The 19,241-nt window shown below is 75.0% G+C and carries 19 protein-coding genes; 6 read left to right on the top strand and 13 right to left on the bottom strand.

From position 1 onward, the window contains the following. Positions 1-174 precede the first annotated feature (174 nt). From ABT129_RS23455 to ABT129_RS23440, 4 genes are all read right to left on the bottom strand, one after another. The gene (locus ABT129_RS23455; RefSeq protein ID WP_351904812.1) at positions 175-717 is read right to left on the bottom strand and encodes a GNAT family N-acetyltransferase; all 543 of its coding nucleotides are present in this window, start codon (positions 715-717) and stop codon (positions 175-177) included. 62 nt (positions 718-779) lie between these two features. After that, positions 780-1,043: a hypothetical protein gene (locus ABT129_RS23450; protein WP_351904809.1), complete on the bottom strand. Its 264-nt coding sequence runs from the start codon at positions 1,041-1,043 to the stop codon at positions 780-782. A 256-nt stretch (positions 1,044-1,299) separates the two neighbouring features. After that, on the bottom strand, positions 1,300-1,983 hold the full coding sequence (locus ABT129_RS23445) for a sigma-70 family RNA polymerase sigma factor (protein WP_351904806.1): 684 nt from the start codon (positions 1,981-1,983) through the stop codon (positions 1,300-1,302). Positions 1,984-2,119: 136 nt separating this feature from the next. Continuing rightward, positions 2,120-2,839, bottom strand: a complete 720-nt coding sequence (locus ABT129_RS23440; protein ID WP_351904803.1) for a hypothetical protein — start codon at positions 2,837-2,839, stop codon at positions 2,120-2,122. Between the two features lie 292 nt (positions 2,840-3,131). Here ABT129_RS23440 and ABT129_RS23435 point away from each other — a divergent pair, with 292 nt between their 5' ends. Beyond that, on the top strand, positions 3,132-4,349 hold the full coding sequence (locus ABT129_RS23435; protein ID WP_351904800.1) for an MFS transporter: 1,218 nt from the start codon (positions 3,132-3,134) through the stop codon (positions 4,347-4,349). Then, positions 4,346-5,467 (top strand): sugar ABC transporter permease, encoded by a 1,122-nt coding sequence (locus ABT129_RS23430; protein WP_351904798.1) that lies wholly within the window; start codon positions 4,346-4,348, stop codon positions 5,465-5,467. The genes ABT129_RS23435 and ABT129_RS23430 overlap by 4 nt, the downstream gene beginning before the upstream one ends. Here ABT129_RS23430 and ABT129_RS23425 read toward each other — a convergent pair. Continuing rightward, positions 5,454-6,650, bottom strand: coding sequence for an acyl-CoA dehydrogenase family protein (locus ABT129_RS23425; protein WP_351904795.1), 1,197 nt, complete (start codon positions 6,648-6,650; stop codon positions 5,454-5,456). The genes ABT129_RS23430 and ABT129_RS23425 overlap by 14 nt on opposite strands. Before the next feature lie 143 nt (positions 6,651-6,793). Here ABT129_RS23425 and ABT129_RS23420 point away from each other — a divergent pair, with 143 nt between their 5' ends. Then, a complete protein-coding gene (locus ABT129_RS23420) occupies positions 6,794-8,629 on the top strand; it encodes a CoA transferase (protein WP_351904792.1) in 1,836 nt (611 codons plus the stop codon). After that, positions 8,626-10,320, top strand: coding sequence for a class I adenylate-forming enzyme family protein (locus ABT129_RS23415; RefSeq protein ID WP_351904789.1), 1,695 nt, complete (start codon positions 8,626-8,628; stop codon positions 10,318-10,320). The genes ABT129_RS23420 and ABT129_RS23415 overlap by 4 nt, the downstream gene beginning before the upstream one ends. A gap of 61 nt (positions 10,321-10,381) precedes the next feature. On the opposite strand, the gene ABT129_RS23410 is transcribed toward ABT129_RS23415, so the two are convergent. From ABT129_RS23410 to ABT129_RS23380, 7 genes are all read right to left on the bottom strand, one after another. Next, positions 10,382-11,197 carry a metal ABC transporter solute-binding protein, Zn/Mn family gene (locus ABT129_RS23410; RefSeq protein WP_351904786.1) on the bottom strand — a complete coding sequence of 272 codons (816 nt, stop codon included), beginning with the start codon at positions 11,195-11,197 and terminating at the stop codon, positions 10,382-10,384. Further along, a complete protein-coding gene (locus tag ABT129_RS23405) occupies positions 11,146-12,024 on the bottom strand; it encodes a metal ABC transporter permease (protein WP_351904783.1) in 879 nt (292 codons plus the stop codon). Before ABT129_RS23405 ends, ABT129_RS23410 begins: the two co-directional genes overlap by 52 nt. Further along, on the bottom strand, positions 12,021-12,656 hold the full coding sequence (locus tag ABT129_RS23400; RefSeq protein WP_351904780.1) for a metal ABC transporter ATP-binding protein: 636 nt from the start codon (positions 12,654-12,656) through the stop codon (positions 12,021-12,023). The genes ABT129_RS23405 and ABT129_RS23400 overlap by 4 nt, the downstream gene beginning before the upstream one ends. Before the next feature lie 84 nt (positions 12,657-12,740). Next, positions 12,741-13,031, bottom strand: coding sequence for a hypothetical protein (locus tag ABT129_RS23395; protein ID WP_351904777.1), 291 nt, complete (start codon positions 13,029-13,031; stop codon positions 12,741-12,743). 502 nt (positions 13,032-13,533) lie between these two features. Further along, positions 13,534-13,875 carry a GNAT family N-acetyltransferase gene (locus tag ABT129_RS23390; RefSeq protein WP_351904774.1) on the bottom strand — a complete coding sequence of 114 codons (342 nt, stop codon included), beginning with the start codon at positions 13,873-13,875 and terminating at the stop codon, positions 13,534-13,536. A 72-nt stretch (positions 13,876-13,947) separates the two neighbouring features. Beyond that, complete coding sequence (locus ABT129_RS23385) at positions 13,948-14,871, bottom strand: pirin family protein (protein ID WP_351904771.1); 924 nt, start codon at positions 14,869-14,871, stop codon at positions 13,948-13,950. Positions 14,872-15,076: 205 nt separating this feature from the next. Further along, the gene (locus ABT129_RS23380) at positions 15,077-15,808 is read right to left on the bottom strand and encodes a YoaK family protein (RefSeq protein ID WP_351904768.1); all 732 of its coding nucleotides are present in this window, start codon (positions 15,806-15,808) and stop codon (positions 15,077-15,079) included. Positions 15,809-16,131: 323 nt separating this feature from the next. Here ABT129_RS23380 and ABT129_RS23375 point away from each other — a divergent pair, with 323 nt between their 5' ends. Next, positions 16,132-16,431 carry a hypothetical protein gene (locus tag ABT129_RS23375; RefSeq protein WP_351904765.1) on the top strand — a complete coding sequence of 100 codons (300 nt, stop codon included), beginning with the start codon at positions 16,132-16,134 and terminating at the stop codon, positions 16,429-16,431. Between the two features lie 218 nt (positions 16,432-16,649). On the opposite strand, the gene ABT129_RS23370 is transcribed toward ABT129_RS23375, so the two are convergent. Beyond that, the gene (locus ABT129_RS23370; RefSeq protein WP_351904762.1) at positions 16,650-16,901 is read right to left on the bottom strand and encodes an EF-hand domain-containing protein; all 252 of its coding nucleotides are present in this window, start codon (positions 16,899-16,901) and stop codon (positions 16,650-16,652) included. A 200-nt stretch (positions 16,902-17,101) separates the two neighbouring features. Between ABT129_RS23370 and recQ the strand changes: the two genes are divergently transcribed. Beyond that, positions 17,102-19,225 carry a DNA helicase RecQ gene (gene recQ, locus ABT129_RS23365; protein WP_351904759.1) on the top strand — a complete coding sequence of 708 codons (2,124 nt, stop codon included), beginning with the start codon at positions 17,102-17,104 and terminating at the stop codon, positions 19,223-19,225. Positions 19,226-19,241 lie beyond the last annotated feature (16 nt).

Genomic DNA, 19,241 nt, shown 5'->3' with positions numbered 1-19,241 from the left:
TGCAGTCCTTCCCCCCGGAATGGCGGATCACAGGGCGAAAGACGGCCCGGTACAGACCTTCCCGTCTGCCCCGGGCGACGACGGGAAGGTGACGACAGGCCCTAGAGGGCGGTCCGTGCCCGTGCCCTCGCGATCGAGGTGGAGGCGGGTGGGCGCGCCGAGGGAGCCGTGCGGTCAGGAGCCGGTCGGCCGGTCGACGCGGTAGACGTAGTGCAGACGGTCGTCGATCGGGTTGTCGGGCTCCAGTTCCCCCTCGGCGACCCGTACGAGCCCGGCCTTCTCCAGCGCCCGCCACGACGCCCGGTTCGCCGCCACCACCGGGACGACGACGGACGGGGTACGGGGGTGGTCGAGCCAGGTGCGTTCGATCATGGCGCGGATCAGGAGGGGGCCGACGCCCCGGCCGGTGAGCGCCGGATCACCGACGAGATAGTCGATGGTCGCCGCGGCTGCCGGGACCTCGAGCACCGGCGCGATCTCCGTCAGGTACTCCGGATAGTCGCCCCACAGGCACCGCTGGACCAGCCCCACCGGTACGCCGTCGAGCAGGGCGAGCCAGTCCTCGGCGGGCTCCTCGCCGCGGGCGACCGGGCCGAAGTCGCGGGCCACGGCCGCCGCTTCCGTCTCGTGGTTCCACCAGCGGGCGACGTGCGGCTGGGACAGCCACCGCCGGAGCAGGGGGAAGTCGTCCTCGGTGACCCGACGCCAGGTGATCATGAACGCTCCTCGGAGGGGTGTCGCGGTGCGGCGACGCCAGTCTCCCCGACCCCTGCGGGTCGTCACCCGTGATGTTCGCCGTGGGTGTGGTCGGTGTCGTGCGTCCGGGTGGGCGTCGGGCTGGGCGGCCGCGTCGGCTCCCGTCCCGGTCGGCCGTCGTCCCCCGGCCCGCCCGGTCCTACGGCCGCTCCGAGCCCGTACGCCCCGGCGAAGACGAGCGCCAGGAGCAGGAGGTACCCGCACAGGGTCGCCCGTGGTGAGCGGGTCCGCAGCGCGGCACGCAGCCTCGCGCCCACCCGTGACGAGGACGCTCGGGGTGTGTCCATCGGCCGCCCCTCCGGAGCATCGCGTTCCGCGCCGCTCGGATCGGGCGCGTCCGCCGGAGGAGTCGGATCGGCGGGTCGTCCGGTTCCCCGGTCACGTCCGGCGGCAGGAGCGGTGGTGACGCCGGGGCGGCGACGTGGCGGGGGGCGGGGACGGCGACGGGACGGCGACGGGCTCGCGGTGCACCGCGAGCCCGCCACCGTCGTCCCGTGACACGGGAGGCCAACCGTCATGCCCGTGTCCCCGTGTCCCCCGAGGTCAGGCCAGGGCCGGAGCCCGGGTGAACCTCCGCCGGGGCGCGGGCCCTTCGTCGGACGGAGACGCCGGCCGGGGCGTCTCCTCGCCCCGCAGCAGGTCGACCAGCGAGGCGCGGGCCCGGGCGACGCGCGAGCGGACCGTGCCGACGGGACAGCCGATGGTCTCGGCCGCCTCGGCGTAGGGCAGGCCGAGGAGTTGGGTGAGGACGAACGCCTCCTTCCGCTCGGCCGGGATCGCGGCCAGGAGTTCGGCGAGGGCGATGCCGTCCTCGAAGCCGGGAAGCCCCCGGGGCTGGGTGTGCTCGGCCTCCGCCTGCCAGTCGTCGCGGTCGGAGAGCCGGGGCCGGGCGGCCGCGTGCCGCAGGCTGTCGACCACGGTCCGCCGGGCTATGGACAGCAGCCAGGTACGGGCCGAGGAACGCCCCTCGAACCGGGGCAGCGCCGCGAGCGCCCGGAGGAAGACCTCCTGCGCGAGGTCGTCGGCCGCCTGGCGGTCGGCGCTGAGGTAGGCCACGTACCGCCAGACGTCGGGGTGCAGGGCGCGTACGAAGAGATCGGCCTTGACGGGATCGCCGTCCCTGGCCGCCAGCGCGAGCAGCGTCGTCGCCGCGTCGGTGTCGGCCGAACGCGCCGAGCGGGGCGCGCTCGTCGGTCGCCGGTGGGAGGTGTCGTGGGCAGGAGTCATCGCCACAAGTCCTTACGGGGCAAGGGGAATCCGGCGGCGCGCGAAGGGCGGCGCCGGTGACGGGTACGGCCGGCCGGAAGGGCCTGGCCGATGCCCGAGCGACGGATCGGTGCCGTCGAGCTCGGGGAGCCGGCTGTCAGAGGACAGCGAACACCCGTGGGGGACCCCGGGAGATGACGGAATGGGTGAGCAGGAGACGTCGCGGAACGCGCTCGTCACCCGCGCGGACCGGCCGGAGGCGGGGCCGCCGCGCCGGTGCGGGGACGACGGCGGCGATCAGGAGGCGCAGCGGCCGGAAGAGCCCCAGGGGCAGGGCCCGCAGCAGGCGGAACGCGGCCTGCTCGCCGTACGCCATCCAGAGGCCGCTGAGGAGCGCGGCCAGCAGGTGCGCCGACAGCATGCCCCACGACGAGGCGATGTCTGTCATGTCGTGGGCGACGGGCACCTCGATGAGGCCCGCGCCGACGTTCGCGCCCGCGCCGACGTTCGCGTCGACGGGAGGGACGGCCGCTCCGTGGCCCATGGCCTCGTGGGACAGCATGCCGTGGCCCATGTGCGCGTGGTCCGTCGCGGTCCGCGCCGTCGGCGCGGGTACGACGACGGCCGGCTGGGCCCAGGAGAACACCGTGTGCAGCAGGCCCTGGACGGCCACGGTCGCCGCCGTGACGGCCCACAGGCCGCGCTCGCGGCCCGCGAGCGTCCAGGCCACCGCGACGGTGCCGGCGAGCGCGAGCAGGAGCGTCCAACCGGGCACGCCCCGGCCCGACATGACGACGTGACCGGTGGCCGCGAGCAGCACACAGACGACCGCGAACATCGCGGCCCGCAGCCCTCGCGAACATCGGCCTGGTGTCATGGCGCGCCCATCCTTGCACCCTCTCCGGAGGCGTGAAGGCGGGAGCGGACCTGCTGAGGCCGCCCCCCTCGACCCTGTCGGGTCATGCCTACGCGACTGTGGCGCGCCCCACAAGAGTGTCTCGGGAACTCAACGGTTCCACGGCGCGACTTCTGGATGTCGGCGGTGACGGACCGTCCGGCGACGGCGTCGGCGCACATACGCGAGGAAGGCGGCGGCGCCGCACACCGACGGACGCGGTCGGCGAGGGCGGACCGCCGGGCGGATCGCGGTACGGGAAAGGGAACACCGGGTGAGAACCGAGGGAACGGCGCAGACCGGACCGGCCGACGCCGGACACGGCGCGCCGCGCGGGCTGACCGCGCTGCTGACGACCGCGATGGCCTTCTCGATGATGCAGCTCTTCCTGATCGGTGCCCTCGGCCCGCGTCTCGTCGACCGACTCGGGATCCCGGAGACGGTGCTGGGCCTGACCACCACGGTGGGGTTCGGCACGGCGGCCGTCCTCTCGCCCGTCGGCGGCCGGATCGTGGACCGGATCGGCCCCCGGCGCGCGCTCGTGGCGCTGCTCGCGGTCTCCGCGGTGGCGCTCGCGCTCATCGGCGCCGCCCCGGGGACCGCCCTGCTCCTCGCGGCCGTCGCGCTCGGCGGGCTGCCGCAGGCGCTCGCCAATCCGGCCACCAACAAGGCGATCCTGGCGGCGGTCCCGGCTCCGAGGCGGGGCGCGGTCACCGGTGCCAAGCAGTCCGGGGTCCAGCTGGGCGCGTTCGTCGCCGGGCTGCCCCTCGCGACGGCGGCAGGCCTCCTCGGCTGGCGGGGCGCGGTGTGGGTGGCCGCCGGTGCGGCGCTGCTCGCGGCCGGATGGGCGTGGCGGGTGCTGCCGGCCGACGCGCCGCCGAAGGGCGGCGCATCCGTCCGCGCGCCGTCCCGCCCCGACGCCTCCGTGCCCTGGCTCGCGGCCTTCTCGCTCTTCCTGGGGGCGGGGATCGCCTCCGTCAACACCTACCTCGCGCTGTTCGGCGCCCAACGCCTCGGCATGGGGCCCGCGGTGGCGGGCGCGCTGGTGGCCGTCCTGGGCGTCGCGGGGATCGCCGGCCGGGTCGGCTGGTCCCGGGCCGCCACGCCCGGCCGGGCCCCCTGGTTTCCGGGGCTGTTGGCGGGTGGGGCGGTGGGAGCGGCCCTGCTGCTGTCCCTGACCGTCCACGTCGAGGCGCTGGTGTGGGTCGCGGCCGTGGCGGTAGGCGTCTTCGCCGTGTCCGGCAACGCGGTCTCGATGGTGCTGGTGATGCAGCGGTCCGCGCCCGGCCGCGCCGGTCAGGACTCGGCGCTGGTCGCCGCGGGCTTCTTCGCCGGATTCGCCCTGGGCCCAACGCTGTTCGGCGTGCTGGCGGAACGCGGCCGGTACGGCCAGGGCTGGATCCTGGTCGCGGCCGAGTTCGCGGTCGCGGGGGCCGTCGCCCTGGTCTGGGCCCTGCGGGACCGCCGTACGAGGGCGGGCGGTCCGGCGTGAACTCCGGACACTGGGCCGGGGAACCGCTCGAACGACTGCTCCGGCGCGTCGGGGAGACGGCCGAACAGGTGGGCACCCGCTTCCCGTTGTACGCGGACCCGGCCGACGGCCGCTGGACCACCACCGGACGGGGATCATGGACCGGCGGCTTCTGGGCGGGACTGCTGTGGCTGCGCGCCCTGCACGCCGAGGGCAGCGCGCCCGGCCCTGCGGTGCCCGGCGGCGCGCGCGACGGCGGTGCCCGCCGCTCGGCGGCGCTGGCCGCGAGCGAACGGCTCGCTTCCTGGGGGCTAGCCGACACCGCGACCCGCGGTCTCATCCTCTGGTACGGCACGGCCCTGGCCGCCGGTGAGGAGGGCGCCGAGGCACTGCGCGAGCGTGCGGTGACCGCCGTCCTCGCCGCCTGGGACCCGGGCCTCGGACTCGTCCCGTGGGGCGCGGCGCTCGGTGGTCCCCGGCTGCGGGCGCGTGCGGACGGGGTCCCCGGTCTCGTGCCGCTGCTCGCCTCCGCCGGAGCCGAGGGGCGCTCGGCCGCCGCCGCGCACCTCCACCGGCACCTGGAGCTGTGTCTGCCGCGGGAGCCCGCCGCGCGGCCGCGCCCGGCCTGGCGCCGGGACGGGACGGGCGGCTGGACGGCCGAAGCGGAACCGGCGCCCGGCTGGACCCGGGGGGAGTCCTGGCTCCTCCTGTCCGTCGCGGACGGGCTCCTGCACCTGGGAGGTGACACGGCCCGTCTGACCGAGGCGGCCGAACTGCTCCTCGAACGCTGCGAGTTCCTCACCGGACCGCTCGTCCCGCCGGCCGACACCCGCCACCCCGAAGGCCCCCTGGACACCTCCGCCGGGGCCATCGCGGCGGTCGCCCTGCTGAAGCTCGCGCTCGTCCCCGGAGCCGCGCGGGCGTCCGCGTGCGCGGACCGGGCGGAGGCGGTCCTGCGCCGGCTCACCCACGCCCATCTCACCCCACGGGGAGGTCCCCGTCCGCCGGGCATGCTCCTCGACGGCTGCTACGACGCGCACAGCGGGACCGCCGTCCGGCACGAGCTGATCTGGGGCGACTTCTTCCTGGCCCTCGGCCTCTCCGCGCTCCTCGGACGGGTCGACCTCAGGCGGGTGTGACGCCCGTGCCCGGCGTGCCGCGCAGCACGCGCCGGGCCACCGAGGAGACGTGCTGCTCGTCGGGCCCGTCGAGGATCCGGGCCGTCCGCCCCGTGCGGAACAGCGCGGGAAGCGGTGTGTCCGGGCCGAGCCCGGCGGCGCCGAAGACCTGGACGGCACGGTCCGCGACCTCCTGGAGGGTGCGGGCCGCCGCCGTCTTCGCCAGGCCCACCTCCACCTGGGCGTCGCGCCCCTCCGCGACCAGCGCCATCGTCTCGTACACCAGCGGCCGTGTCGTCCGCAGCGACAACAGCGCCTCGAAGACGTGCTGCTGGACGAGCTGCCGGTCCGCGAGGGGTCCGCGCGCGCCCTGTCGCGCGGTGGCGCGCCCGCACATCAGGTCGAAGGCCCGCTGGGCCTGACCGACCCAGCGCAACGCCCGCAGAGTGCGGCCGAGTTGGAGGCGTTCACCCGCCACGGCGAGCGCGCGGCCGGGCTCGCCGACGAGCAGCTCCTCGTCGACCTCGACGTGGTCGAACTCGATCTCGTACTGACCGGTCGCGCCGAGGACGGGCAGCTCGCGCACGACCCGGAAGCCGGGGGAGGCGGTGGGGACGAGGAACAGGGACAGTCCCTGGCGGTCCCCGGCCGACCCGCCGGTGCGGGCCAGCACGGTGACCAGGTCCGCGTCCGCCGCGTTCGACACGAACCACTTCCGGCCCGTGACGCTCCAGCCGCCGCCGGTCCGTCGCTCCGCCCGTGTCGAGCAGAGCGCCGGCTCGGTGCCCGGCGTGTCCGGCTCCGTCATCGCGAAACACGTGCGCAGCTCGCCGGAGACCAGACGGGGAAGGTGTGCGGCACGCACACCCGGTGAGCCGTGCCGGGCCAGCATGGTCACGTCGAGGAGCGGCGCCGAGCCCACGGCGGCCGGCCCGTGGTCGCTGGCGCCCTCCGCCTCGGCGAGCGACGCGTACGCGCTCAACGCGACCCCTCCGCCGCCCAGTTCGGCCGGCAGGGGCAGTGCCCAGAGTCCGGCCTCGCGCGCTTCCGTACGCAGCCGCTCCCGTCGCTCCCCGGCGGCCGGTCCACCGGCGTCGAGCACGGGCTCGCACGGGAACACCCGGTCGTGGACGAACGCGGTCAGTCGCTTCCGCAGCAGATCGACATCGGCTGCGCCATGATCCTTTACGTCATGATCCGTCATGGTTTCCTCCCTCTTCCGGGAACTCGACAGAACACGCGTCCGACTGCCTGCCCGTGGAAGTGGTCGGGCGCACCGGCCCGCCGGTTCCCGCAACCGAGAGAGTCCCCGCGCGCCGGCCACCGCCGCGCCAGGAGAGGAGAGGCATGGCGTCCCCAGCGACCACGCACACCGCGGTCCGCCGCCCGCTCGAACCAGCCCGTCCCCTCGACGCGTTGCGCTGTCACGTCGACGGGCCCCCGGCCGTGACCGCGGTGGTGGCCGACCACCTCCGGCGCCTGGGCGCCCTGCCCTCGGACGAGGACGGGCAGGCCCGGGGCGCCGGCGGGATCACGCTCCACGGCGGCGGGTTCGCGCCGGTCACGGCCCGCACCGCCTGGGGCGCCCGCGGCTCCGGCATCGAGGACGAGGCCACCGCCCAGGCCGCCACCGGCGTGATGGCCGTGCACGGCCGCCGCCACGGCGCCCCGCGCGGCCTCGGCGTCGACTACCTGGCCACCGCCACCGGCGTCCTCACCGTCCAGGGCCTGCTCGCCGCACTGGTCGGCCGGGCCCGGGGCGGTCCGGCCCCGGCGGGTCCGCCCCGGCACCCCGGAGGCCCGGCGCCCCACGTGAGCACGGCTGTCGACCGTACCGGCCTGCTCACCGTCTCCCAGTACCTCGCCGCCACCGGGGCGGACGAGCCGGAGGCGGTCGAACCCGCCCCCGGCGGACCGCCGTTCACCTCGGCCGACGGCGTCCTCTTCGAACTGGAGACGCTCGACCCGGGGGACTGGGCGGCCTTCTGGCGAGCCCTGGAGGCCCCCGCCGACGCGCTCCGTGCGGGCTGGCGGCCCTTCCAGTTCCGGTACGCCACCGCCTGCGCGCCCTTCCCCGTCGTCCTCCACGAGGTGACCCGGCTCCACCCGTGGGAGCGGATCCGGCAGGCGGCCGGAGCCTCCGGGGCCGAGGTGTGCCGGCTGCGCACGCTCGCCGAGCGGGCCGGGGAGGCCGACGGCGCCGACCCGTGGACCCTCGCCCCCCTGGGGGCGGGCCACGCGGCGACGCCCCCCGTCCCCGCGCCGGGGCCGCCGCTCACCGGCCTGACCGTCCTGGAGGCGGGCCGCCGCATCCAGGCACCCCTCGCCGCGCATCTCCTGGGCCTCCTCGGGGCGCGGGTGATCCGGATCGAGCCGCCGGGCGGCGACCCCCTGCGCGGGATGCCGCCCGCCTGCGACGGGCTCTCCGCCCGCTGGCTCGCGCTCAACCGGGGCAAGGAGGCGGTCGAGATCGACATCAAGTCGCCCGCCGGCCGGGCCGGACTGCGCGAACTCGCGTCCGAGGCCGATGTGTTCCTGCACAACTGGGCCCCGGGCAAGGCGGCGGAACTCGACCTCGACGCCGAGCACCTGGCCGTCGTGAACCCGTCCCTCGTGTACGCCTACACCGGCGGCTGGGCCGACCGGATCGCCGACCCCCCGATGGGCACCGACTTCATGGTGCAGGCCCGCACCGGCGTCGGCGAGGCCGTCCACCCGGCCGACGAACCGCCCGTACCGTCCCTGATGACCCTCCTCGACCTGCTGGGCGGCCTGCACGGAACCGAGGCGGTGCTCGCCGGGCTGCTCCTGCGCGAGCGCACCGGCCACGGCGTACGGGTCGACTCCTCGCTGCTCGGCGCGGCCGACACCCTGCTCGCCCCGGCCCTGCGGCGGGCCGCCCGGGGCGAGGACCCGCGCCGGCCGGCCGGCTTCCGCCACCCCCTGCGGACCTCGGACGGCTGGATCGCCCCGAGCGACGCGAGCGCGACGGCCGCCGCCGCGTACGACGTACGGGGGATGTGCACGGAGGACGCCCTCGACCAGCTGCGGTCCCACGGACTGACGGCCACCTCGGTCACCACCGACCTGTCCGACCTCCACCACGACCCGCGCCTGTCCGGCCCGATCGGCCGGGACACGCACGGCGCCCCCGCCGTTCCCGACCCCTGGAGCTTCGCGTGACCGTCCCCCTGACCGACCTGCTGCCCGCCCGGCTCCGCCGTTCCTGGGCGGTCGACGGCACCTGCCCCGACCTCGACCTGTACAGCCTGTTCCGGGCCCGGCAGATCGCCGACCTGCACCGGACCGCCGTCGTCGACGCCAAGGGCAAGCTCTGTTACACGGCCCTCGACCGCAAGGTCCGATGTCTCGCCGAGGGCCTTCGGGAGCTCGGCATCGGGGCCGGGGACATCGTCGCCGTACAACTCCCCAACAACCGCAACGCCGTCGTCGCGGACCTCGCCCTCGCCGCCCTCGGTGCCGTGGCCCTGCCCTTCCCGGTGGGACGCGGGGTCGCCGAGGCCGAATGCCTCCTGCGCAGGTCCGAGGCCGTGGCGGTCGTCGCCGCGACCGAGCACCGGGGCCGGCACCACGCGGCCGACCTCGCCGCGCTGGCGCCCGCGCTGCCCGCCCTGCGCCACGTGATCTCCGCCGGACCCGGCAACGCGCCCGAGGGAACGGTTCCCCTCGCCCGGCTGCTCCGCACCGACCCCCACGGATTCGTCCCGGCCCGGCCGGACCCCGACAGCGCGGCGCGCATCCTCGTCTCCTCCGGGTCGGAGGCGGAGCCGAAGATGGTCGCGTACTCCCACAACGCCCTGGCCGGCGGCCGCGGCAACTTCCTCGCCTCCCTCATGCCCGACGACACCCCGCCCCGGTGTCTCTTCCTCGTCCCGCTCGGCTCGGCCTTCGGCTCGAACGGCACGGCCGTCACCCTCGCGCGCCACGGCGGCACCCTCGTCCTGCTCGACCACTTCACGCCCGGGGCGGCCCTCACCGCCGTACGCGAACACGCCCCGACCCACATCCTCGGCGTCCCCACCATGATCCGGATGATGCTGGAGGCCATGGAGTCGGAGACGCCGTCGGAGGCGGGGGCGACGGAGGGCGCGGGTTCCGCGCCGACGGCTCCCACCGCGCTCGTCCTCGGCGGCGCGCCCCTCGACGAGGTCACCGCGAAGGCGGCGGCGGAGGCGTTCGGCTGCCCCGTCGTCAACCTGTACGGGTCGGCCGACGGCGTCAACTGCCATACCGGACTGGGGAACACCGTCCCGCCCACCGACCGCGCCGGTGTCGTCGCCGGCAGACCCGACCCCAGGGTCGCCGACATCCGCATCGCCGACCCCGACACCCACGAGCCACTGCCCGACGGGCGGATCGGCGAGATCGTCTCGCGCGGCCCGATGACCCCGCTCTGCTACGTCGCCTCCCCGGACCTCGACGCCCGGTACCGCACGGCGGAGGGCTGGGTCCGCACCGGCGACCTCGGCTTCCTCGACGAGGAGGGCGTCCTGCACGTCGTCGGCCGCCTCAAGGACGTGGTGATACGCGGCGGCGCCAACATCAGCCCCGCCGAGGTCGAACGCGGACTCGTCTCCCACCCACGGGTCCGGGACGTGGTGTGCGTGGGGGTGCCCGACGAGCGGATGGGGGAGCGGCTGGCGGCCTGCCTGGTGGTCAAGGGGCCGCAGGCCCCCACCCTGGGCGACCTCGGCCGGCATCTGTCCGAGCGGGGTCTCGACCGGCACAAGCACCCCGAGCACCTCCTCGTGCTGCCGGAACTGCCGCTGACCGCCGCCGGCAAACCCGACCGTGCCGAGCTGCGGCGCCGGGTCGAGGAGGAGCGGGGCGCGGTCGTCCTGGTCCGGGCGTGACCGAGGGGGAGGGACGCGCTCCGCGCCCCTCCCCCTCGTCCCGTCTCCGCCCGCCGTCGGCTCAGGCTCCGCTCATGGCCTTCCTGAGTTCGGCCGCGGCGTTCCGGTACACCGCCAGCAGGTCCAGGTCCTCACCCGGGTAGTTGACGATCTTCACCTGCTTCGCGCCCGAGTCCGGCAGCACCTCGCCCGTCGACATGTGCGCGTTGTCGAGCACGTACGCGGGCTTCTTCGCGGAGAGGGAGGCAAGTTGGGCGGGGGTGACGGGCTCGGGGCCGTACGTCCCCACCGTCGTGGCGCCCGCGAGGCCGGCCGCCCAGCCGGTGAAGACCTGGGAGACGACGGCCGGGCTCTTCCCGCCCGGCCAGGCCGACTTGAGTTCGCCGTTCAGCTTCGTGACCTCGGCGTCGAGGCCCTTCTTCCACCGGTCGGCGGCGTCCTTGGTACCGAACAGGGCGCCGAGGCGCGTGACTTCGGCGCCCGCCTTCGCCGGGTCGTTGTCGAGGTTCACCTCGACCAGCTTCGCCTTGGAACCGGCCGCCTCCTTGATCTTCGCCGCGTACGGCTCGAACGGCGCGTACAGCACGAAGTCGGCCTTCGCGACGGCCGCCAGGTCCGAGGGCTTCGGGTCGTAGTCCGGCGCGTGGTGCACCGACTGCGGCACGATCACCGTGACGTCCTCGGCCCCCGCCGCCTTGGCGAAGGCCCCCTCCCAGGTGGTCGTGGCGACCACCACCGGCTTGTGACCGGCCGCCTCGGCACCGTTCGGGCCGGAGGAGGAGGTGTCCTCGCCCCCGCAACCGGTGACGAGCGGAAGGACGGCGCTCAGTGCGAGGAGGGAAGTGATACGGGCGGTACGGACGCGGGTGCGCGCCATGAGCTGTTTCTCCGTTCGGGGACGAGATGCGCGGCGAGGACGACAGCCCCCGCCGTGAGGACGAGGACCGGGCCGGGAGGCCAGTCCAGCCACAGGGCCAGAAGGAAGCCCGTCAGGTTGACGGCGACGCCGATGCCGACCGCCCACAGGGTGATCGACCACAGCGAACGCCCCAGGCGCCGCGCGGCCAGGGCGGGCAGCAGGGTCAGGGCGTCGACGAGGAGCGCACCGGTCAGCTTGATCGCCCCCGCGACCGCGACGGCGACCAGCACGAGCAGCGCGGTGGTGAGGAACCGGACCGGTACGCCGGAGCACTGGGCGAGCTCGCGGTCGTACAGGAGCAGCGCCACGTCGCGGCGACGCCACCAGAACAGGGAGGGGACCACCACGGCGAGCGCCGCGAGGACCACGAGGTCGGCGGTGCCGACCGAGAGGATCGACCCCCACAGGAGCGCGAACGCCCCGGCGGCGTTGACACCGGACACGGCGAGGACGAGCAGCGCGGCGGCGATCGCCAGGCTCATCAACAGGCCCATCGCGCCGGACAGTCCGTCCGGGGTCCGGGCCAGCGGGGCGACCCCCGCCCCGGACAGGGCGCAGGCGACGAGCGCGCAGAGCATCGGGTCGAGCCCGGTCAGGAGCCCGACGGCGATGCCCAGGAGCGCCACGTGCATCATCGCGAACCGGACCGGCATGATGTCCAGGCCGACGATGACCACGCCGATCACCGGCAGCGCGACGGCCGCGAGGAGCAGGGCCACTCCGGCCCGTTGTACGGGGACGAGTTGGAGGACGGCGCCGAGGTCGGCGGCCGCGAGCGCGTTCACCGCACCTCCCGCAGCCGGCCGGCGGCCATCTCCAGGACCCGGTCGCACCGTTCGGCGAGCGCCCGGTCGTGGGTCACGACGACGAGCGTGACCGGCAGCGCGGTCAGGACGTCGGCGGCCTCCTCCTGGCCCTCGAAGTCGAGTGCGGCGGTCGGCTCGTCGGCCAGCAGGACCTGGGCCCCGGCAGCGACACAACCGAGCGCACGCGCCAGGTACATGCGCTGCAACTGCCCGCCGGACAAGGTGCCCACGGGTCGCGGTGTCAGGGCGCCGACACCGAGCCGTGCGGCGGCCTCGGCCGCCTCGACCGGTGCCCCGCTGCTCGCCAGGAGCTCGTCGCCGCGCAACGGGAACCGCCCGGCGGCCGGCTTCTGCGGGATCCACGCGCAGGACCGGCGGCGCACCGCCCAGTCGGCGGCCGAGCGGGCGGTGTGTCCGCCGACCTCGATGGTGCCGGTCGCCTGCCGGTGCAGCCCGAGGACCGCACGGAGCAGCGTCGTCTTCCCTGAGCCGTTCGTCCCGGTCAGCGCAACGCGCTCACCTGCGGCGATCTCCAGGTCCACACCCACGACCGCCTCGTTGCGGCCGTGCCGACAGGCGACTCCGCGCATGCGTATGTCCAGTCCGCCCATCCTCTGCCCTTCGCCGCTGCCGTGCCGGTGCGGTGAAGAAGTCGGACGGAACACCCGCCGGGTTCCCACGACCCGGCGGGTACCTCAGGACGGTGAGTGCGCGGCGGCGGGCCGGGGCGGCGCGGCCGGCCTGACGGGGCCGACGACGGTCAGGGGAGTACGCAGGCCCTCGCACAGCCGGCGGGCCAGGGCGAGCACGCTGAGCGAGGCGGGTGAGGGGTCCGAGGTGGGCAGCTGGATCCGGACCAGGCGCGGCCGGTCGGCGACCAGCAGCATCTCGATCTGCAGGGCGGCCGCCGCGCGGCTCGCGACGTCGAGATCACGCAGGAGCGTCACGTGCAGGACCCGATCTTCGAGAACGTGCCTGATGAGCATGATCCCTCCCGTCTTCACGGCGGGCCACCGTCCCGAGGGAGGGTGTGCCAGGCGGATCTTCGGTGCTGGGACGACGCCGTGGCCTGCGGTCCTTCCTTCCGGAGCCCGTGGGGGCGAGGTACGAAGAGGTTATGCGTCGTACGAACAGGTTATGCAGAGGTCGCCGGTGATCGCATGCGTCGGCGGGCGACCCCGGCCCCCGGGGCGGACGCGGGCCCGGCCCGCCGCGCGAAGGGACCCGGTCGCGTGCATGGATCCGGCCGCCCGGGGCAGTGGCCGCCTGGGTGCGCACCCGAAAAGCCGCCGCTCGGCCTTCCCCCCCCGCCGGGTGGCGGCGCCGCGCGGCCCCCCGCACGGTGGCGACGCCGCGTGCGGGGGGCCGGCAGGTGAGGACGCGGCACGTGCCCGGACGCCGGATGCCGGGGGAGCGGCCGACGACGCGGCGGCACGCGCCCGGGCCGGGGTCGGTCGGGCGCCGGACGCGGGGGCGCGCAGGCGGTCGTCAGCGGCCCAGGACGCCGTCCAGCCACTGCTCGACCTCGGGGGTCACCGGGTCGGTGATGTCGGCGAACTCCCCGTGCTTCGTCAGGAACTTCGCCACGTAGGGGCAGATCGGCACGATCCGCTTGCCGGAGGCGCGCACGTCCGCCAGGGCCTGCTCGACGAGGACGGACGCGAGACCCCGGCCGGCGTAGGCGTCGTCGATCTCCGTGTGGAAGAAGACGCGCCGGTCGTCGCGGTCGCGGTACGCGGTGAGGCCGGCGCGCCGGCCGTCGACCAGGATCTCGTAGCGGTGGCGGTCGTCGACCCGCCGGACGACGGGCGTGGATTCCTGCTCGCTCATGGGGGTGCCTTTCTGGTGAGGTCGGTGAGAGGTGGGTGAGGGGGGACGACGGGTGCGGGGTGGGGCGTCGCGTCAGGCCCGGGGCGGGTTTCGGCGGGGGGTGAGGGTGGCGTTCGGGAGGGCCGGGGCGGGGAGGCGGTCGCCGGGGTAGCCGTCGACGTGACCGAAGCGCTCCGAGGCCCGCTCCCACTCCTCCCTGGCCTCGACGATGTCCTGGTGATCGCGGCCGATGAAGTTCCACCACATGACGATCTCCTCGTCGAAGGGCGTACCGCCGAGGAGGACCGTCCGCGCGGGGCCGTCGGACTCGTTCGTCAGGGTCAGCGCGGAGTGTCCGGTGCCGGCGTAGCCGAGTTCGGCCGGGCGCAGGAGCGTTCCCGCCAGTCGGACGTCTCCCGCGTCGACGAGCAGACCGTGCTCGAAGGCGGGATCGACGGGGAGGGTGACCGTGGCACCGGCGTCGAGGAGGAGTTCGGCGCCGAGGAGGGGGGTGAAGGTGGGCACGGGGGAGGTCTCGCCCGCGAGCGTGCCGAGGAACACCCGGAGTTCCGCGCCGTCGAGCCGCACGGGCTTCGGGGCGTGGTGCTGGAAGTCGCGTGCGGTGTGGCGGTGTCGCTCGGGCAGCGCCACCCACAGCTGCACTCCGTGGAGGACGGTGGTTCCGGGCGTGGAGACCTCGGTGTGGCTGATGCCGTGGCCGCCGGTCATGAGGTTGAGCTCGCCGGGCCGTACGAAGGCGTGGCTGCCCAGGCTGTCGCGGTGCTCGATCTCCCCGCCGAAGAGCCAGCTCACCGTCTGCAGGCCGGTGTGCGGGTGGGGTGCGACGTCCATCCCGCCGGACGAGGCGACCTCGTCGGGGCCGTAGTGGTCGGCGAAGCACCAGGCTCCGATGAGCGTCCGGGACCGCTGGGGCAGGGTGCGCCGCACGGTCATGGCGCGCGGGCCGCCCAGCGGGACGTCCCGGGCGGTGAGGACCTCGACCTCCGTGTCGTCCATGTCCGACCCCTTTCACACCTGGTACGGCGAGATTCAGCAAGATGTAGTTGCGATTTCAACTACTCTGATGATCATAGCCTCAAGAACCGGTGCGCGCACGGGGTCCGGTGTCCACGCCGACGCGTTCCGCGCCGATGCGTTGGTCCGGGGCCCGGGACCTCAGGGTCCCAGGGGCCGGGTGCGTCGGGGTCGGGGGTCCTGGTGGTCAGGGCCTCGCCCACTCCGCGTCCGTGGCCGAGAGACGGTGGGCGACCACGGTGGCCGCCGCGAGCACCGCCAGAACCACCCCCAGGGCGAGCGCGAGCCCGGACCGCAGGAGCAGGGCACCCGCGAGCGCGCCGAGGAACATCGCGAGGACGGACAGGATCCGCCTGCTCTGCCGGGGACCGCCGGCGCCGCCCGCCGGGGCGGAGTCCACGGCGAGTCCGGCCAGGGTCTGCGTCAGGACCGTCGTGGTCAGGTCCGGGACGCCGACGCGCCGGGCGGCCGCGCTCTGCATCCCCATGGCGAGGCCCAAGGTCACGATCAGCGTGTACCGCACCGGGGCGCCCGCCCGGTCGTCCGCCAGGAGCGCGGTCACGAGCGCCGCGCCGACGGGCACCGATTGCAGGGCCGTGACCGAGGCGAGCAGCCGCCCCCGGTGCCCGGCGAACCGGGCGCCGAAGCGGCCGCCGGCCACCGCCCCGACGAGGAACGCCGTCATCGACACGACGGACGCCGGGGCGGACAGCCCCCCTGCGCCCGCCAGGGCGAAGCCCAGGAACACGACGTTGCCCGTCATGTTGGCCACGAAGACATCCCCCAGCCCCAGATAGCTCACCGCGTCCACCAGGCCGGTCACCATCGTCAGGACCAGCATGAGCGGCTGCAGCGGCCCGTGCCGGTCGCCCTTCGGCGGAACCAGCGTGTGGGCCGCGTCGACCAGCAGCTTGCGCATCCTCGGACGCTCCATTCGTGACGGGGAGGGGGTGCCCCCGGACCCGCCGTCCCCCGGACCGCCGCGGGCGGCGGGCGTCGCGGACAGGGACACGTTCCACCCCGGCGCGGTCGATCCCCCGCGTCGCCACGCGGTGCGGGGCCGTCCGTCCCGCCCCCGGGCGCCACTCGGCCACCGCGTACGGACGGCCCGGCCACCTCTCGGGCGGCACACAGGAGCCGTCCGGTGCCCGACACCCGTGCGGCATCCCCTTGGTGGTGCTTTCGGGCGGTGTGGGTGGGGGAGTGGCCGTGTCCGTCGGCGCGGCGGGCCGTTGTGAGGGTGTGACCTCTACACGACGCATCTCCTCGGTCCTCGCCGTCGCCGCCGCCTTCACGTGCCTCGGCGCGTCGGCGCAGGCCGTCGCCGCCACCAGCCCGATCGGCCCGCCGATCAACCCGATCAACCCGATCAGCGAGCTCGACGCCCTCACCACCATGGGGATTCCCGAGGAGTCCCGCGCGCAGTTCCCCGGCATCGCCGGTCAGCTGGGCGGACTCAACCGGCTGAACGACCTCCACCAGATCCGCCAGCTCACCGACCTGGCCGCCCCGGCCACCGGGCTGCTCCCCGAGATCTCCTGACCGGTCGCGAGCCTTCCCGCCGGGCCTTCGGGCGGACCCAGCCGGCACCGTGCGCGCAGCGCGGTGCCGGCTTCCTCATGCGCGGCGCAGGCCCCGGGCGCGGCGGGCCGGCGTACGGCGGTCCCGGGCGCGGTGGTCCGGCGCGGGACGGTTCGCTGGGCGGCGGTCCCGCCCGCGGTCGTCAGGCTTACGGCGGTCCCGGGCGCGGTGGTCCGGGGTCACCAGCCGAAGCGGCGGTCGACGAGGGTGGCGAACTCCTCGAACGACAGGACGCGGTCGCCGTTCTGGTCGGCCGCGTCGAACAGGGCCGAGGCGTCGTCGGCGGTCCCCACGCCCCAGAACGGGATCACTCCCCGCGCGGCCAGGGTCGGGCCCTTGGCCCGCAGGGCGTTGATGATCTCGACGCGCGTCAGGGTGCCGTCGTGGTCGAGGTCGAGGGCGTCGAAGAGAGTGCGGGCCTTGTCGCTCATGATGTGTCCTGTCCCCTGTGGCCGTGGCGGTCGTGTCGGCCGGTGTGTCCCTGTGAGGGAGGACGCCTGGTTCGCCCCGCGCGTTGCCTCAAACCTGTCACCGAGCCCGGTCGTGCGGGCCGGAACGGAGCCGGCGAGAGGTTATCCACAGGTTTTCCCGGTGCGGCCGGGGTGTCGGCGGGGGCCGATAGGGTGGGTGAATGGTCCTTTCCGACGGTTCCGCCGTGATCTCCGAAGCCACGAGCTCCGAGGCTGCGCAGGTGCTCCACCGCGTCTTCGGCTACAGCTCCTTCCGAGGCGAGCAGCAGGAGATCATCGAGCAGGTCGTCGACGGCGGCGACGCCCTCGTCCTGATGCCGACCGGCGGCGGAAAGTCCCTCTGCTACCAGATCCCGGCCCTGGTCAGAGAGGGCACGGGCGTCGTGATCTCACCGCTCATCGCCCTGATGCAGGACCAGGTGGACGCGCTCAGGGCCCTCGGGGTGCGGGCCGGCTTCCTCAACTCGACGCAGGACCCGTACGAGCGGCAGGCCGTCGAGCAGGCCTTCCTCGCCGACGAGCTCGACCTGCTCTACCTGGCCCCCGAGCGCCTGCGGACCGAGGGCACCCAGCGGCTCCTCGACCGGGGCACGGTGTCGCTCTTCGCGATCGACGAGGCGCACTGCGTCGCCCAGTGGGGCCACGACTTCCGGCCCGACTACCTCGCGCTCTCGATGCTCCACGAGCGCTGGCCGAAGGTGCCGCGGATCGCGCTGACCGCGACCGCCACCGAGGCCACCCACAAGGAGATCGCCGCGCGGCTCGGCCTGGAGGACGCCCGGCACTTCGTCGCCGGCTTCGACCGGCCGAACATCCAGTACCGCATCGTCCCGAAGAACAGCCCGCACAAGCAGCTGCTCGAACTGATCAGGACCGAGCACGACGGGGACGCGGGAGTCGTCTACTGCCTCTCCCGCGCCTCGGTGGAGAAGACCGCGGCCCTCCTCGTGGAGAACGGCATCGACGCCGTGCCGTACCACGCCGGCATGGACGCCCGGACGCGCGCGGCGAACCAGTCCCGCTTCCTGCGGGAGGACGGTGTCGTCGTGGTGGCGACCATCGCCTTCGGCATGGGCATCGACAAGCCGGACGTCCGCTTCGTGGCCCACCTCGACCTGCCGAAGTCGGTCGAGGGCTACTACCAGGAGACCGGCCGCGCGGGCCGCGACGGGGAGCCGGCCACGGCCTGGCTGGCGTACGGCCTGCAGGATGTGGTCCAGCAGCGCAAGATGATCGACGGCTCCGAGGGCGACGAGCAGCACCGGCGCTCCCTCGCCATGCACCTGGAGGCCATGCTCGCGCTCTGCGAGACGGTCGACTGCCGCCGGGTGCGCCTCCTCGCGTACTTCGGTCAGTCCGGCCTTCCGTGCGGCAACTGCGACACCTGCCTGACCCCGGCCGAGTCCTGGGACGGCACGGTCGCCGCGCAGAAGCTCCTGTCCACCGTGTGGCGGCTGGCCAAGGAGCGGCGCCAGAAGTTCGGCGCCGGCCAGATCATCGACATCCTGCAGGGCAAGAAGACGGCGAAGGTCATCCAGTTCGACCACGACGGGCTCTCCGTCTTCGGCGTCGGTGCGGAGCTGGGGACGGCGGAGTGGCGCGGGGTCGTGCGTCAGCTCCTCGCGCTGGGGCTCCTCGCGGTGGAGGGCGACTACGGGACCCTCGTGCTCACGGAGGAGAGCGGCGAGGTGCTCGGCGGCCGCCGCACCGTCACCCTCCGGAAGGAGAAGGCGCCGGCCGCCGCCTCCCGCAAGGAGTCCGGGGCGCGCTCCGGGAAGGGCGCCCGTGTGCCGGTCGATCTGCCGGCGGCGGCCGTGCCGGTCTTCGAGGCGCTGCGCGCCTGGCGGGCGGCGACCGCCCGCGAGCAGGGCGTACCGGCGTACGTCGTCTTCCACGACGCCACGCTGCGGGAGATCGCGACGCGGCTCCCCGCCACGGTCGAGGAGCTCGGCACCATCGGTGGCGTCGGCGAGGCCAAGCTCACCAAGTACGCGGAGGGCGTCCTCGAAGCGCTGGCCGAGTCCGGCGCGGCGGGCGGCGGCACGGTCCCCGCTCCTGACGCCGGTCCCGGTCCGGCCCCGGACGCCGGTCCCGCTTCCGGTTCGGGCTCCGCCGCGCGCTCCGGTTCGGGCTCTGCCTCGCGCTCCGGTTCCGGTCGTGCGGTCGCCCCCGCCCGCGCCGCCGCGTCGGTCTCCGTGCCGGAGCCCGACGCGCCGTACGACGAGGAGCCGCCCTACGACCTGGACGAGATGGAGGAGCCGCCGCCCTTCGACGACTGGCGGTAGTCCGGACTCCGGTGTC

Origin of the sequence: Streptomyces sp. NPDC002057, assembly GCF_040296665.1 — a bacterium.
Lineage (GTDB): Bacteria > Actinomycetota > Actinomycetes > Streptomycetales > Streptomycetaceae > Streptomyces.
The sequence above is the reverse complement of the archived record's forward strand: the minus strand, read 5'-3'. Positions and strand labels throughout refer to the sequence as shown.